General features: G+C 71.6%; 18 protein-coding genes. 8 read left to right on the top strand and 10 right to left on the bottom strand.

Translation table 11 applies throughout. The annotated features are described in order from the left end of the window. Nucleotides 1–39: 39 nt before the first annotated feature. A complete protein-coding gene (locus AB0J21_RS18745) occupies nt 40–321 on the bottom strand; it encodes a hypothetical protein (RefSeq protein ID WP_363147084.1) in 282 nt (93 codons plus the stop codon). A gap of 168 nt (nt 322–489) precedes the next feature. Here AB0J21_RS18745 and coaA point away from each other — a divergent pair, with 168 nt between their 5' ends. Continuing rightward, nucleotides 490–1,476, top strand: a complete 987-nt coding sequence (gene coaA / locus AB0J21_RS18740) for a type I pantothenate kinase (protein ID WP_363147083.1) — start codon at nt 490–492, stop codon at nt 1,474–1,476. 55 nt (nt 1,477–1,531) lie between these two features. On the opposite strand, the gene AB0J21_RS18735 is transcribed toward coaA, so the two are convergent. The 3 genes from AB0J21_RS18735 to AB0J21_RS18725 all read right to left on the bottom strand — a co-directional run bounded on the left by AB0J21_RS18735 (nt 1,532) and on the right by AB0J21_RS18725 (nt 4,290). After that, complete coding sequence (locus AB0J21_RS18735; protein ID WP_363147082.1) at nt 1,532–2,443, bottom strand: MBL fold metallo-hydrolase; 912 nt, start codon at nt 2,441–2,443, stop codon at nt 1,532–1,534. A 135-nt stretch (nt 2,444–2,578) separates the two neighbouring features. Further along, nucleotides 2,579–3,358 (bottom strand): SAM-dependent methyltransferase, encoded by a 780-nt coding sequence (locus tag AB0J21_RS18730; protein ID WP_363147081.1) that lies wholly within the window; start codon nt 3,356–3,358, stop codon nt 2,579–2,581. A 146-nt stretch (nt 3,359–3,504) separates the two neighbouring features. Beyond that, a complete protein-coding gene (locus AB0J21_RS18725) occupies nt 3,505–4,290 on the bottom strand; it encodes an SAM-dependent methyltransferase (protein WP_363147080.1) in 786 nt (261 codons plus the stop codon). Between the two features lie 334 nt (nt 4,291–4,624). Here AB0J21_RS18725 and AB0J21_RS18720 point away from each other — a divergent pair, with 334 nt between their 5' ends. The 3 genes from AB0J21_RS18720 to AB0J21_RS18710 all read left to right on the top strand — a co-directional run bounded on the left by AB0J21_RS18720 (nt 4,625) and on the right by AB0J21_RS18710 (nt 7,113). Then, entirely contained in the window at nt 4,625–5,272 is a 648-nt protein-coding gene (locus tag AB0J21_RS18720; RefSeq protein ID WP_363147079.1) for a hypothetical protein, read from the top strand. Nucleotides 5,273–5,326: 54 nt separating this feature from the next. Beyond that, nucleotides 5,327–6,274 carry a DUF389 domain-containing protein gene (locus AB0J21_RS18715; RefSeq protein ID WP_363147078.1) on the top strand — a complete coding sequence of 316 codons (948 nt, stop codon included), beginning with the start codon at nt 5,327–5,329 and terminating at the stop codon, nt 6,272–6,274. 80 nt (nt 6,275–6,354) lie between these two features. Continuing rightward, a complete protein-coding gene (locus AB0J21_RS18710) occupies nt 6,355–7,113 on the top strand; it encodes a DeoR/GlpR family DNA-binding transcription regulator (RefSeq protein ID WP_363147077.1) in 759 nt (252 codons plus the stop codon). Between the two features lie 148 nt (nt 7,114–7,261). On the opposite strand, the gene AB0J21_RS18705 is transcribed toward AB0J21_RS18710, so the two are convergent. From AB0J21_RS18705 to AB0J21_RS18695, 3 genes are all read right to left on the bottom strand, one after another. Beyond that, a complete protein-coding gene (locus tag AB0J21_RS18705) occupies nt 7,262–7,462 on the bottom strand; it encodes a DUF397 domain-containing protein (protein ID WP_363147076.1) in 201 nt (66 codons plus the stop codon). Between the two features lie 55 nt (nt 7,463–7,517). Next, a complete protein-coding gene (locus AB0J21_RS18700) occupies nt 7,518–7,718 on the bottom strand; it encodes a DUF397 domain-containing protein (protein WP_363147075.1) in 201 nt (66 codons plus the stop codon). Nucleotides 7,719–7,963: 245 nt separating this feature from the next. Then, nucleotides 7,964–8,395, bottom strand: coding sequence for an NUDIX domain-containing protein (locus AB0J21_RS18695; protein ID WP_363147074.1), 432 nt, complete (start codon nt 8,393–8,395; stop codon nt 7,964–7,966). Nucleotides 8,396–8,568: 173 nt separating this feature from the next. Here AB0J21_RS18695 and AB0J21_RS18690 point away from each other — a divergent pair, with 173 nt between their 5' ends. Continuing rightward, nucleotides 8,569–9,060 carry a hypothetical protein gene (locus AB0J21_RS18690; protein ID WP_363147073.1) on the top strand — a complete coding sequence of 164 codons (492 nt, stop codon included), beginning with the start codon at nt 8,569–8,571 and terminating at the stop codon, nt 9,058–9,060. Between the two features lie 292 nt (nt 9,061–9,352). On the opposite strand, the gene AB0J21_RS18685 is transcribed toward AB0J21_RS18690, so the two are convergent. Both AB0J21_RS18685 and AB0J21_RS18680 read right to left on the bottom strand, forming a co-directional pair. Beyond that, nucleotides 9,353–9,553, bottom strand: a complete 201-nt coding sequence (locus tag AB0J21_RS18685) for a DUF397 domain-containing protein (RefSeq protein ID WP_363147072.1) — start codon at nt 9,551–9,553, stop codon at nt 9,353–9,355. Then, nucleotides 9,550–10,386: a helix-turn-helix transcriptional regulator gene (locus tag AB0J21_RS18680; protein ID WP_363147071.1), complete on the bottom strand. Its 837-nt coding sequence runs from the start codon at nt 10,384–10,386 to the stop codon at nt 9,550–9,552. The genes AB0J21_RS18685 and AB0J21_RS18680 overlap by 4 nt, the downstream gene beginning before the upstream one ends. Before the next feature lie 110 nt (nt 10,387–10,496). Between AB0J21_RS18680 and AB0J21_RS18675 the strand changes: the two genes are divergently transcribed. Genes AB0J21_RS18675 through AB0J21_RS18665 form a run of 3 tightly spaced genes read left to right on the top strand, consistent with a single transcriptional unit; the run spans nt 10,497 to nt 11,394 of the window. Continuing rightward, complete coding sequence (locus tag AB0J21_RS18675; RefSeq protein ID WP_363147070.1) at nt 10,497–10,703, top strand: hypothetical protein; 207 nt, start codon at nt 10,497–10,499, stop codon at nt 10,701–10,703. Then, entirely contained in the window at nt 10,700–10,924 is a 225-nt protein-coding gene (locus AB0J21_RS18670) for a hypothetical protein (protein ID WP_363147069.1), read from the top strand. The genes AB0J21_RS18675 and AB0J21_RS18670 overlap by 4 nt, the downstream gene beginning before the upstream one ends. Then, complete coding sequence (locus AB0J21_RS18665) at nt 10,921–11,394, top strand: hypothetical protein (protein ID WP_363147068.1); 474 nt, start codon at nt 10,921–10,923, stop codon at nt 11,392–11,394. Before AB0J21_RS18670 ends, AB0J21_RS18665 begins: the two co-directional genes overlap by 4 nt. Nucleotides 11,395–11,619: 225 nt before the next feature. Here AB0J21_RS18665 and AB0J21_RS18660 read toward each other — a convergent pair whose 3' ends face one another. Beyond that, nucleotides 11,620–12,762, bottom strand: coding sequence for an NAD(P)/FAD-dependent oxidoreductase (locus AB0J21_RS18660; protein ID WP_363147067.1), 1,143 nt, complete (start codon nt 12,760–12,762; stop codon nt 11,620–11,622). Nucleotides 12,763–12,850: the final 88 nt, after the last annotated feature.

Genomic DNA, 12,850 nt, shown 5'->3' with positions numbered 1-12,850 from the left:
GCGGGCCCGTCCCATCCCCGCTTCCGGTGCCGGCGGGTGTCAGCCCATCCGGTCGCGCGCGTCCTCGACGAGCCGCAGGTACTCGACCTCCTCGCAGCGGGGTTTGCTGCCCAGGTGGTAGCAGTCGAGCTGATCGTCCAGGTCGTCGGCGATGTCCTCGTCCGGGAGGTCCTGGGCGAGCGTGCGCAGGTCGTCCCCGGCCGCGTCCGGCCCGGCCGGAGCGCCGCGCCCCCGCCTGCCCTCATGGCCGCCGGCCGCCCGGCGCGCCCGCGCGCGGTCCCGCTGCTCGCCCCACCACGCACCCGTCCGTGTCCGTGACATCGGCCTCACCCCCAAGGGGCGGAACCTACCCGCGAGCACACAGACGATCCACAGCTGTGACGAAAGGAGCGGGAACGGAGTGGGAGAGGAGCGGGAGAGGAGGAGAAACGGAACTGCCTCCTCCGGGTGACGGACCCCACGCGCCGGGCCTGACACATCGGCGCAACAATGGAACGTGTGATCACCTCACCCCCGAGGAGCGCCCACCGCAGGCCGGAGGCGACTCCCTACGTGGATCTGACCCGCGAGGAGTGGAGCGCGCTGCGCGCGAAGACCCCGCTGCCCCTGACCGCCGAGGAGGTGGAGCGGCTGCGGGGCCTCGGCGACGTCATCGACCTGGACGAGGTCCGCGACGTCTACCTCCCGCTGTCCCGTCTGCTCAACCTGTACGTCGAGGCCAACGACCGGCTGCGCGGCTCCCTGAACACCTTCCTGGGCGAGCAGGGCTCGCAGGCGGGCACGCCCTTCGTCATAGGGGTCGCGGGCAGCGTCGCGGTCGGCAAGTCGACGGTGGCCCGGCTGCTGAAGGCGCTGCTGGCCCGCTGGCCGGAGCACCCCCGGGTGGAGCTGGTGACGACGGACGGCTTCCTCCTGCCGATGGCGGAGCTGAAGGAGCGGGGCCTGATGTCCCGCAAGGGCTTCCCCGAGTCCTACGACCGCCGGGCGCTGACCCGTTTCGTCGCGGACATCAAGGCGGGCAAGGACCAGGTCACGGCGCCGGTCTACTCGCACCTGACGTACGACATCGTCCCGGGCGAACTGCTGACCGTCTCGCGCCCCGACATCCTGATCGTGGAGGGCCTCAACGTCCTCCAGCCGGCCCTGCCCGGCAAGGACGGCCGCACGCGGGTCGGCCTCGCGGACTTCTTCGACTTCAGCGTGTACGTGGACGCCCGCCCGCAGGACATCAGGAACTGGTACCTCAACCGCTTCCGCCGCCTGCGCGAGACCGCCTTCCAGGACCCCTCCTCGTACTTCCGCAAGTACACCCAGGTCACGGAGGAGGCGGCCCTCGACTACGCCCGCACCACCTGGCGCACCATCAACGAGCCGAACCTGGTGGAGAACGTGGCCCCGACCCGGGGCCGCGCGAGCCTGGTCATCCGCAAGGGACCGGACCACAAGGTGCAGCGGGTGCGGCTGCGGAAGTTGTGAGGGCCCTTTTCCTGTCCTGTTTCCTGGGCGCGGCCCCGGGCAGGGCGGGCGCGCGTCAGCGCGCCGCGCCCCACTCCCCCGGGGCGAACCCGTCACCGGCCCTGCGGACCTCCACCGCCCCCGCCCCGCCGAAGTGCGCGGGAAAGAGCAACTCGTTCTCGTCGGCGGCCCGTTCGAGGATCCTCCGGCGGCTGGCCGCGGCCTGTCCCGGGTCCGCGCAGAAGCAGCTGTTGCAGGCGGGACGGAGGACCTGGACGGGGCTGTGCACGAGGTCGCCGACGAAGACGGCCCGATCGTCTCCCGAGGCGAGCCGCAGGACGCAGGAGCCGGGGGTGTGGCCGGGCGCGGGCTCCAGCGCGAGGTGCTCGTCGATGCGGTGGGCGCCGTCCCACAGCTCGGCCTGCCCGGCGCGGTGCAGGGGCGCGACGCAGTCCTCGTAGATCACCCGGTCGTCCTCCCGCACCCCGCCCGCCCAGCCGCCGCCCGGGCCGTAGTGGGCGTCGTCGGCCGCCGGGACGAGGTACCGGGCGTTGGGGAAGGCCGGTACGCGTTCGCCTCCGGCGCCGAGGACGGTGTTGCCGCCCACGTGGTCGCCGTGCAGGTGCGTGTTGACGACGACGTCGACGTCCTGCGGCCGGACACCGGCCCGCTCCAGCGCACCCGGCAGATCGCTGCGCAGACCGCCGAAGGCCGCCGGTCCGGGCCGCTCGCGCCCGTTCCCGAGCCCGGTGTCGACCAGGACGGTCAGCCCGCCGCTGCGCAGCACCCAGCTCTGGAGGGTGAGCACCGCCAGGTCGCTCCGCGGCTCCCAGTGGTGCGGAGCGAGCCAGTCCTCGTTCTCCCGCCACACCTCGGACCCGGCCTCGGGGACCAGCCGGGACGCCGGCACGAACGGCCCCTGCCACTCCACGACCCGGATGACCTCGACCTCGCCGAGGACGACACTGCGCCCGCTCTGACTCGTCATGCCCCGACTCTAGGAAGGGCGGGCGAACACCTCAACGCCCTTTCGGCTCAACCGAGTACGCCGGCCCGGAGCAAGGGGTGCCCCGACCGCGCACCGTCCGCCCGGGCCGTGAACCGCCGCCCTGCGAGCCGGGGGCTACGACAGCCGCGCGACCCCGGTCCAGAACCCGCTGCGCTCGGCGGGCGGCACCTCGTCGCCCTCCTGGTACCAGTAGTTGGCGGTGACGAGGCCCGGCGGCAGCAGGTCGAGCCCGGCGAAGAACGGCTCGACCTCGGCCCGGGTGCGCATCCGCAGCGGGATCTCGCCCTTGCGGTACGAGTCCTTGGTGGCCGCCTCCAGTTCGGGGTGCTCGTCGGCGGTGCCGTGGGAGAGGACGAGGTAGCTGCCGGGGGCGAGCGCGTCGACCAGGGTGCGGACGATCCCGTACGGGTCCGTGTCGTCGGGTACGAAGTGCAGCAGCGCGATGAGGGACAGCGCCACCGGCCGCTCGAAGTCGAGGAGTGTGCGGGCGCGTTCGACGAGCGCGGCCGGTTCCCGTACGTCCGCGTCGAGGTAGTGGGTCTCCCCCTCGGGTGTGCCGACGAGCAGCGCCTCGGCGTGCCGCAGCACGATCGGGTCGTTGTCGGCGTACACGATCCGCGCGCTCGGCACGATCTCCTGCACGATGCGGTGCAGGTTGGGCTCGGTCGGGATACCGGTGCCGATGTCGAGGTACTGGTCGACCCCGAGGCGGGCGAGGTGGCGGGCGGCCCGGTGCATGAACTCCCGGTTGCGGCGCGCGTTCTCGCGGGCGGCGGCGGGCAGCGCCTCGCCGACGGTCTGGTCCACCGGGTAGTTGTCCTTGCCGCCGAGCAGCCAGTCGTACACCCGCGCCGGGTGCGGCCTGCTCGTGTCGATCCGGGGGTCGGGGCTCATGGCGCACTCTCCAGACGGGCTCGCGGGGAAGCGAAGACGAGGACGGCCGTGGCCACCCGTCCTGCGCCGGTGTGATCAGCCGTCATACGTCGCCCACAGCATGCCGCACCCCTCTCCGCTCCCGCCCACCGGGATGCCCCCGCAGGTCACGGCAGCCGGCCGACCCCCACGTAGAACCCGCTCTCCTCGTCCGGCGGCGCCTCGGTGTCGCGGTACCACTCGGGGGCGCGGACGATTCCCGGCTCCTCGACCTCCAGTCCGTCGAAGAACCGGGTCACCTCGGCGAGGCTCCTCGGGCACAGGGCGATCCCGCCGTCCTGGTACGTGCCGGTGATCCGCTGGGCGACCTCGGGCGGCAGGAAGTCGGCGGTGCCGTGGGAGAGGACGAGGTAGCTGCCGGGTGCGAGCGCGTCGAGCAGGACCCGGGCGAGCGCCCACGGGTCCTCCTCGTCCCGTACGAAGTGCAGCAGCGCGACGAGCGACAGCCCCACCGGCCGGTTCAGGTCCAGGACGCGCGCGGCGTGCGCGAGGATCCCGGCGGGCTCCCTGACGTCGGCCAGCAGGAAGTCCGTGGCGCCCTGCGGCGAGCTGGACAGCAGCGCCTGCCCGTGCCGCAGCACGATCGGGTCGTTGTCCACGTACAGCACCCGGGCGTGCGGCACGAGGCCCTGCGCGATCTGGTGCAGGTTGGGCTCGGTGGGGATGCCGGTGCCGATGTCGAGGAACTGGTCGATGCCGCAGCGCGCGAGGTGGGCCACCGCCCGGTGCATGAACTCCCGGTTGACGAGGGCACCGCGCTGCGCACCGGTCGCGAGCCGCTCGGCCAGCTCCTGGTCCACGGGGTAGTTGTCCTTGCCGCCGAGGAAGTAGTCGTAGACCCGCGCCGGATGCGGCGTCGAGGTGTCGACGGTGAACGTCTCGTGCTGTGCCATCCGCGGGCTCCACTCGTGGGGGGAGATGCCGTACGGGCGCCCTCGCAGGTGGGGCCCCACGGCCTGCCGTCGTGTCACGCACCCGGCAGTGTACGCGCGGGGGCGGTACCGGGGCGGAGCACGGGACCGCCGTCACCACCCTCCGCTGATCCGCCGCTCGCCCCGGCCGCCTACGGTTGTCAGGCGCCCGTCAGACCGGGCGGCGGGCCGTGACGCGTAGCCGGACGGGCCGTGTCCGGGAACGGGAGAAGAAGGTGACCGAGGTGGAGCTGTGCTGAGGCGGGAGCCCGCACCCGAGTCGCGCCGCTTTCAACGGCGCCGCGAGATAGCGGAGTTGCGCGAACAGGGACGGTACGGCCCAGGGCTGGCCGAGGTGCTGCCCGCGATCGCGGGCTTCGCCGTGGGCGCGGCGGTCCTGGTCCTTCTCCTCGTCCAGTCGTACCGCGTCTTCGGCGCCGGCGGTCCGGCGCTGGGCCTCGTCCTGCTCGCGCTGCTCGTGGCGGTCGCGGTGCCGGGGCTGCGCTGGCGGCGGGTGGCGGTGCGCAGGCGGGGCGGCGTCTACACCCCGGCGGAGATAGAGGTACTGGACGACGACGGCCTGGCGGCGGCCGCCGAGCGGATACTGCGCCGCGACGGCTGGCGCGTCATCGCCATGCCGAGCAGGGGCCGGCCCCGTCTGTTCGCGCGCGACCGGGGCGGCCGCCTGCTCGACGTCGGGTTCCACGCCGGGGACGAGCCGGCCGACGAGGACACGCGGACGGGCCCGGCGACCCTGCGGATGGAGTGGCGCACGGGGGTCGACGACCTCGTACGCGTGGTGATCAACAAGGGCGCGTACAGCGCCGAGGACGTGCGGTGGGCCGCCCGCCGGGGCGGGGTCCGCCTGATCGACGGCCCCCGGCTGCGGCGCTGGGCCGCCGGGACACCCCTGGACGACCTGGGCCTTCCGGGCCTCGACGGGGCGAGGCACGGAAGGCCCTGATCCCGGCGGGCAGGAGAGGACCACCGCGCTCCCCGGGCTCGCTACGATCCGCGGATGCTGCATCTGAGGATCATCACGCCCCCCGCGCGCACCGAGGAGGTCCTGCGGCTGCTGCGGGACACGGTGGGCACGGCGCACCTCGTGGTCCTTCCGGACGCCGCCCGCGATCCCGCTGGGGACGTCCTCACCTGCGACGTGGCCCGGGAGGCCGCCGACGCCCTCCTCGACTCCCTGAGGACGCTGGACCTCGGCCCGGACAGCGCGATCACGGCGGAGAACATCGACCTGTCGATCTCCCGTCGCGCCGAGGAGGCGGAGAAGGCGGCGCCCGGGGAGGGCGCGGACGCCGTGCTGTGGCAGCAGCTCGCGGACGCGAGCAACGAGGACTCGGCCCTCACCCTCACCTACCTGGCCTTCCTGACGCTCGCCACGATGATCGCGGCCTGCGGGGTGGTGCTCGACAACGCGATCCTGGTGGTCGGCGCGATGGCGGTCGGCCCCGAGTTCGGCCCGCTGGCCGGGATCAGCGTCGCCCTGGTGCGCCGGGCCCCGCGCCTCGCGCTGCACTCCGCGCTCGCGCTGGTCGTGGGCTTCGTCGTGGCCGCCGGGGTGACGGTGGGCTTCACGCTCCTGATGGACGCGGCGGGACTGTTCAGCGAGCCCCTGCTGGAGGGCAAGCGCCCCAACACCGGTTTCATCTACGCCCCCGACACCTTCTCCTTCGTCGTCGCCGTCCTCGCGGGGATCGCGGGCACCCTGTCCCTGACGTCCTCGAAGGCGGGTCTCCTGGTCGGCGTGGCCATCTCGGTCACCACCGTCCCCGCCGCCGCGAACGCCGCCGTGGCCCTCGGCTACGGCGACTACGGCCAGATGTCCGGCTCCCTGAAACAGCTCGGCCTCAACCTGCTGGGCATCGTCCTGGCGGGCACGGTGACCCTGCTCGCCCAGCGCCTGTTCTGGTCGGAACTACGGGAACGCGCACGGCGGGGGCGGTCCGCTTAGCGGCCCCGCCCCGGAGTCCCGCCCGACCGGTTCTGCACTAAAGTACGCGCAGTAACATGCAGGAACAGGAGATAGTACGGATGCTGGCTGCTGAACGACGCGACCACCTGCTCGGTCTGCTCGCCCGCGAGGGCAAGGTCGTCGCCAAGGACGTCGCCGCCGGACTGGGAATCTCCGAGGACAGCGTGCGGCGCGATCTGCGCGATCTCGCCGCCGAGGGGCTGTGCCAGCGGGTCTACGGCGGTGCGCTGCCCGTCTCACCGGCGGTGGCGGACTACGCCGCCCGGCAGACCGTGGCCCCGGAGGGCAAGCGGAAGGTCGCCTCGGTGGCGGCTGGACTGGTGCGGCCGGGCAGCGCGCTGATCCTGGACGGCGGCACCACGGCCCTCGCCGTCGCCCACGCCCTCCCGCAGGACCTCGCCTGCACGGTGATCACCCACAGCCCGACGATCGCCGCCGCCCTGCTCGACCACCCGCGCGCGGAACTCTTCCTGCTCGGCGGCCGCGTCTTCAAGCACTCGGCGGTCACCTGCGGCGCCGCAGCGGTCGAGGCGGCGCAGAACGTCTCCGCCGACCTGTGCCTGCTCGGCGTCACCGGCGTGCACCCCGAGGCGGGACTGACCACGGCGGACGCCGAGGAGGCCGCGATGAAACGCGCCCTGGCCGCACGGGCGGCGGACACCTACGTCCTCGCCTCCTCGGAGAAGATCGGCACGGCCTCGCGCTTCCGCGTCCTGCCCTGGGAGAAGATCAGCGGCCTGATCACCGACGCCGACCCCCACGACACCGCCGTCGAGCGGCTCAGGGCGCTCGGCGTGGAGATTGTGGCGGCCGGCTGAGCCCACGCGGCTCAACACGCGCCGCAGTGACTTCAAGGAGCCCTCCCTCCAGGGGAGTTCACCCACCCGCCGGGACGGACAACTCAACTGCTCGCGGCACCGCACGACGGGGCGACCGTGGATCACTACGCACCGGACAGCGGGCCGGTCAGGCGACACCAGCCTTGACGCCCGCCACGAACGACGAGAACGCCTCGGCGCGAACGCTCAGGACGGGACCACCCGGGTTCTTCGAGTCACGGACGGGAACCACGCCGCGCGAGCCGACGAAGTTGGCGGCCACCTCAACGCACTGGCCGCCATTAGAGCTGTACGAGGACCTGAACCAGCGGGGGGCTTCGGTCATCACGGGATGTCCTTCCACTACTGGCCCCGCGTGACACCACACAACGGGGCAACGACGGTCAGACAGCACCGGCCTTGACGCCCACCACGAACATCGAGAACGCTCCGGCGGGAACGGTCAGGACGGGACCACCCGGGTTCTTCGAGTCACGGACGGGAACCACACCACGCGGGGCGACAAGGTTGACGGCCACCTCAACGCAGTTGCCACCGTTGGAGCTGTAGGAGGACGTGAACCAACGAGGCGTTTCGTTCATCACCGGATGCCCTTCCTGTACTGACTCACCACGGCCACCGAGTACTTCGCGGCCCGTAGTTGAGAGTAGGACACCCGCACCGGCCACGCGAGAGGGCCTCTCCGGGCGGACAGCACGTGTCCTGCGACCTCGAAGGCTGCGGATCGAAGCTTCACTTTGCGGGGAAGCCTGCCGGACAGCTCACTGCCGGCGCCCAGGCGCCCCGGAGGAGGCGCGGGACGTGAACTTGAGGCAACACGGCCGAGTCGCTACTCGCAGATGAGTCCGCTCTTCCTCAACAGCGGGAGAACGTGATCCCGAACGGCAGGAGCGAGCGTTACGTCCGTCTCGCGACCGGAAATCCACCGCATGCCTGCCAATTCGGCCGCGGGATGCGGTTCACGGCTGATGCCCGCCTCGAAGACCGTCATGCGCATGGGGATTCCCTCCAGCGCGGCCACAGCCTCAACTTCTGCAAGAAACCGTGGCCCCACAGGAGACACACCGAGTTCCTCCATCAACTCCCGAGTCAGCGCCTCCAATGCGTCTTCACCCTGGTCCGGCTTACCGCCCGGCAGATAGAACACCTCAGGAGCCGCCTTCTTGCTCACGACCAGCAGTCGTCCCTCCGAGACCACTGCGGCAGCTGCCACGAGCAGAGGGGCGACGGTGTCGTGGCTCATCGGGTCCTCTCGTTTCATGCGGACCATCCTGCCAGGCAGCGCCGAACAGGTTTCGCCACCCCTCTACTTCACAGGAAGGCACCGATGCTCCCGCGCACGTTGCCCGACCCCGTTCCGCCTGCCCGGCACGAAATCCCCCCTTCTTACGTCAGCCGCCTGGCCACACTCCACGGGCTGGACATCAACGGCCTGTGGTACAGGTCACCCAGCCCGCCTGTCCCGGAGCCGGCCGCCGCGTCGTCGTCCCCGAACGGCTCGCCGCGCTGACCGGCCGCAGCGTTCACGCTCTGGCCGGAGCGATGCCGGAACTGCGCGACCCGCCGCCGAACTGGGAGATGTTCCGCCACCAGCCGCAGACCGGCTGCCATCTCTGCGACGCCCGCCACCCCGGCGGGCGAGTCGTCAGGCTCCTGCCCCACCACACCTACGTCTGCCTGCGGCACCACACCTGGATCGGCCCGCCCGACATCGACCACCCCGGGCGCCCACCGAACTGGCCTCTGATCACCTACACGCCCGGCCGCGTCCGCGGCACCCTCCCCGGCCTCGCGGCCAACCGCCTCGCCCGGCACGAGAGGAGCGCGAAGTGGTCAGCCGCAGCCGCCGCAACCAAGGCCGTTATCTCCTCTTCCACGGGCACCTCAGGCCCGTTCTTCTCCGCGAGCGCGAAGACCGGTACGTGAAGTGGGAAGGCACCGTCCGGCACAGCGAGCGCACCGACGACCTGATGAAGGAAGAGACCGCGAAAATGCGCCGCGCCTTCGAAGGAACAGACCCCCGCCTGCCTCACCAGGGCACGGAATCCGCAAGATCGACTTGCACACAACGTCCCGGCCGCCCGCAGCCCGAACGTTCGTCACCGAGGTAGTCGGCGGGCACGCCCGCACAATCGAACTGCAACGGACAGCACGAAGCCCCACCGTGCGACACCGCAGGGTGGGGCAACCGTGAATCACTGCGCGCTGAACGGGACGGTCAGACAGCGGCGCTCTTGACGCCCGCCACGAAGGACGAGAACACCTCGGCGGCAACGGTCAGGACCGGACCACCCGGCTTCTTCGAGTCACGCACGGGGACCACGCCGCGCGAGGCGACGAGATTCGCCGCGACCTCAACACACTGGCCGCCGTTCTCGCTGTACGAGGACTTGAACCAACGGGGGGATTCGGTCGTCACGGAGTGCCCTTTCGTAACTGGCTGATCATGGCCACGGATGTCGCCTGGGAGGGCGCCTCGGCCTGAAGCTGATGGTAGGCCGTCAGTATGGGCAGCACCAAGGTGCTTTCGCGCTCAAGGTGACCTTGCTGGGCGGACTCGGCGTACGACATGACTGCACGATCAGCCATCGTCAGCAGAGTGACCGGCAAGCTGAATGGGCGGCGCTCTCCCATGTCGAACGGTGCCACCTGCACCACCGTATTCGGCAGCTCAGCGAACTCCAATAGTCGCGCCAGCTGGGCCTCCATGATGGCGGGGCTCCCAATTGGACGACGGAGACAGCTCTCGTCCAACACCACGAAGATCAACGGTGGACGAGTCCGCCGAAGCGCAGCCTGGCGCTCCGCTGTAACCCTCACGCGCTCATCTGCCTGCTCTGGCGTGATCGCACCGCGCTTGAGGGCGCTCTCGGCGATCACCGAGGTGTACTCCGGCGTCTGAAGCAAGCCCGGAACGACGCCAACCTCGTACAACCGAATCTCAGACGCCCGGCCCTCGTAGCCCACAAATTCCGGAAATCCTTCGAGCAGACTGCCCTGTCGGATCTCCCGCCACTGACGTTCGAACGCCTCAGCGGTGCCCTCGGTTCCGAGCGCCCGGTCCGCGCTGCGCGAGAAACGCAGAGTCGGAAGCTTGCGACCAGTTTCGACCGCCGAGACGTGGGTTCCCGAGTACCCCATCCGCTCACCCAGCTCGTCCTGCGTCCAGCCGCGCGCCTCCCTCAAGCTGCGCAGCTTTGCCCCGTAGGCGGCCTGGGGGCTGGTGTCGGGGTTCAACTCCTTCACGTTCATTGCCCTTCGCGCCTTTCTCCGTGCCTGAATGACAGGTTGAACGGGTTCTGACTGTAGGCCACTCTGAGTCGCCCCGGTAGTGGAACGACTACAGAGAGGAACCAATCGTCATGGGAAAAGCTGTTCGCCCGGACACCCAGGGGCCGTCGAGCCCCGCACCCCCCAACACCCCCGCCCCCTGCCGCACCTGCGAGGAATGGCATCTGGCCGAGGCCGTCGCGAACGCCGAGCGTGACTTCAGCCGGGCCACGGACTGCCGGGTGCTGCTCCAGCGGCACCAGGGGACGGCGGACTGCTCGGGGCAGGGGCCGGCATGAGCGAACAGGGCTCCCCCGCACCTGAGTTCAACCCGATGCGCTTCCCGCCCTGCGCGTGCGTCCGCTGCCGTTGCGAGAGGTCCGCCGCGAAGTCCGCCGAGAAGGCCGAAGGCGGCGAGGCCCCGGACGCTGACGACGGCGACTCCGCCCTCCTGCGCCAACTGCGCGCACGCGTGGTCGAGGAGAACGGACTGCGCAACTCCCTGCGACGGGACCAGTGACCGCCCCCGGCACCGCCCCCGGCACCGGACTCGGCACCGGGCCCGGCCCCGCCTACGTGGCCGAGACGTACGCGGGCGACGTGGGGACGGCCGTGCTCCTCGGGGGGACACTCACCAACTCGCCTCGGCTGGCGCTTCGTTGGCTCACCGGCAGAGCCCGCCGCATGGCACGCGCGCTCGCTCCCGATCCGTGCGCGGCCACCTGGTGTCCGCCGGGAGCACTCAGGCCCACCGGACACCGGCACGCCCGTGACGCGCCCGCCCGGCTGCTGGCGTGGGCCGAGTCGGTCCAGGAGCACGAAGAGGTGCTTCGGCACCTCGTGACCGGCCGGGCCTACCGGTTCGTCGCCCAGGACGACGACGGCTGCTGGTACGGGCTCCGCGCCCGCCCCGGGACTCCCCCCGCGCGCTTCCCGCCCGAGGCGGCTGCGCTCTGCCGCGACCTCGCGTGCCGGTCGCCGGCCGGGTGAGGCATGGAGGTGTCGGGAGATGTTTCGAAGGCATTCCTTGCCAGTCGAGGCCAGTCGAGCACCACGCCGATCCGCCCCAGCGGCAGCCGGACGCGGTCAACCACGACGACGGTGGCCGTGGCGTCCACGTCATGGACCTGGCCGGCCACGCGAGGGAACTCATCACCGTGCCGTACGGCGGCCGGCCCCCGCAACCACCCCCGCGGCGCCCCAGCCCCGCGCCGCTCAGTGACGGCCGGTCATGTGGGCGAGGGCCTGTTCCGCGCTGTCGGGGGCGAAGGCGCTCGCGATGCCCTCGGCGGCGCCCTCGGCCGCCTCGGCCGAGCGGGGCAGCAGGATCTTCTCGTAGGCGGTGACGGCCTCGTCGGGTTCCGGGTGGTCGGCGAGGGCCTGGGCGAGGTCGGCTCCGTCGCGCATGGCGAGGTTCGCGCCCATGCCGGAGAACGGGGACATCAGGTGGGCGGCGTCCCCGAGCAGGGTCACGCCCTCGGTGTGCTCCCAGGTGTGCGGGACGGGCAGGGCGAACAGGGGCCGGTTGACGTACCCGGTGTCGGTCTCGGTGAGGAAGCCGTGCAGCGCCGGGCCCCAGTCCGCGAAGCGTTCCAGCAGTGCCGCGCGGACGGCGGCGGGCTCGGTCAGGTCCACGCCCGCCCGGCGGTGCCAGTCCTCGGGGGTGCGCATCCCGACGTAGACGCGGATGTGGCCGCCGCTGTTGCGCTGGGCCACGAGGCCGAGGTTGTCGTCGAGGGCCATCATCGTGCCCTGCCCGGTGAGCGCGGCCGGCTCCGGGTGGCGGGTATCGGCCTCGTTCAGGCCGGTCTCCACGAAGGTGACCCCGGTGTAGACGGGCACGGCGTCCGACAGCAGGCGGCGCACGCGCGACCAGGCGCCGTCCGCTCCGACGATCAGGTCGGCCTCGGACGTCTCCCCGTTGCCGAAGCGCAGCCGGTGACGGCCCGCGCCCAGCGGCTCGGCCCGCTCCAGCTTGTGACCCCACTGGACGGTGCCGGGGTCGAGGGAGTCGAGCAGCAGGTCACGGAGCTGCCCCCGGTCGATCTCCGGGTTGCCCTGACCCTCGCCGGGCGGCGCCGCGTCGAACAGGATCCTCCCGTCGCGGCCGAGCAGACGCATCTGCTCGCCCTCGGGCCGGGCCAGAGCGCCGAACTCCTCCCAGAGACCGGCGGCGCGCAGGGCGTACTGGCCGGTGCCGGGCTGCATGTCCAGGCTGCCGCCCTGGTTGCGGGCGGTCCGTGAGGCGTCGAGATCGTGGACGGTGACCTCGACGCCGTGCCGCTGAAGGACACGGGCGCAGGTCAGGCCGCCAGGACCGGCGCCGATCACGGCGATACGGGTGGGGGTGCGGTTCATGTCGTACTCCTTGGTGTGCGAGGGGGTGGCGGCAGAAGGGCGCACGAGAACCCCCTCACCCACAAAAACACACTCAATACAAAAGTGC

It is taken from the genome of Streptomyces sp. NPDC049954, from assembly GCF_040656295.1.
Classification (GTDB): Bacteria; Actinomycetota; Actinomycetes; order Streptomycetales; family Streptomycetaceae; genus Streptomyces.
Note: the sequence above shows the minus strand (reverse complement) of the source record. Positions and strands in the feature narration are given on the sequence as shown.

Excerpts from the sequence above, each read along its gene's own strand:
- AB0J21_RS18745 (WP_363147084.1), bottom strand. The coding sequence starts at position 321 with ATGTCACGGACACGGACGGGTGCGTGGTGGGGCGAGCAGCGGGACCGC.
- AB0J21_RS18725 (WP_363147080.1), bottom strand. The coding sequence starts at position 4,290 with ATGGCACAGCACGAGACGTTCACCGTCGACACCTCGACGCCGCATCCG.
- AB0J21_RS18695 (WP_363147074.1), bottom strand. The coding sequence starts at position 8,395 with ATGAAACGAGAGGACCCGATGAGCCACGACACCGTCGCCCCTCTGCTC.
- AB0J21_RS18715 (WP_363147078.1), top strand. The coding sequence starts at position 5,327 with ATGCTGCATCTGAGGATCATCACGCCCCCCGCGCGCACCGAGGAGGTC.
- AB0J21_RS18680 (WP_363147071.1), bottom strand. The coding sequence starts at position 10,386 with ATGAACGTGAAGGAGTTGAACCCCGACACCAGCCCCCAGGCCGCCTAC.
- AB0J21_RS18675 (WP_363147070.1), top strand. The coding sequence starts at position 10,497 with ATGGGAAAAGCTGTTCGCCCGGACACCCAGGGGCCGTCGAGCCCCGCA.
- AB0J21_RS18710 (WP_363147077.1), top strand. The coding sequence starts at position 6,355 with ATGCTGGCTGCTGAACGACGCGACCACCTGCTCGGTCTGCTCGCCCGC.
- AB0J21_RS18660 (WP_363147067.1), bottom strand. The coding sequence starts at position 12,762 with ATGAACCGCACCCCCACCCGTATCGCCGTGATCGGCGCCGGTCCTGGC.
- coaA (WP_363147083.1), top strand. The coding sequence starts at position 490 with ATGGAACGTGTGATCACCTCACCCCCGAGGAGCGCCCACCGCAGGCCG.
- AB0J21_RS18730 (WP_363147081.1), bottom strand. The coding sequence starts at position 3,358 with ATGAGCCCCGACCCCCGGATCGACACGAGCAGGCCGCACCCGGCGCGG.
- AB0J21_RS18735 (WP_363147082.1), bottom strand. The coding sequence starts at position 2,443 with ATGACGAGTCAGAGCGGGCGCAGTGTCGTCCTCGGCGAGGTCGAGGTC.
- AB0J21_RS18670 (WP_363147069.1), top strand. The coding sequence starts at position 10,700 with ATGAGCGAACAGGGCTCCCCCGCACCTGAGTTCAACCCGATGCGCTTC.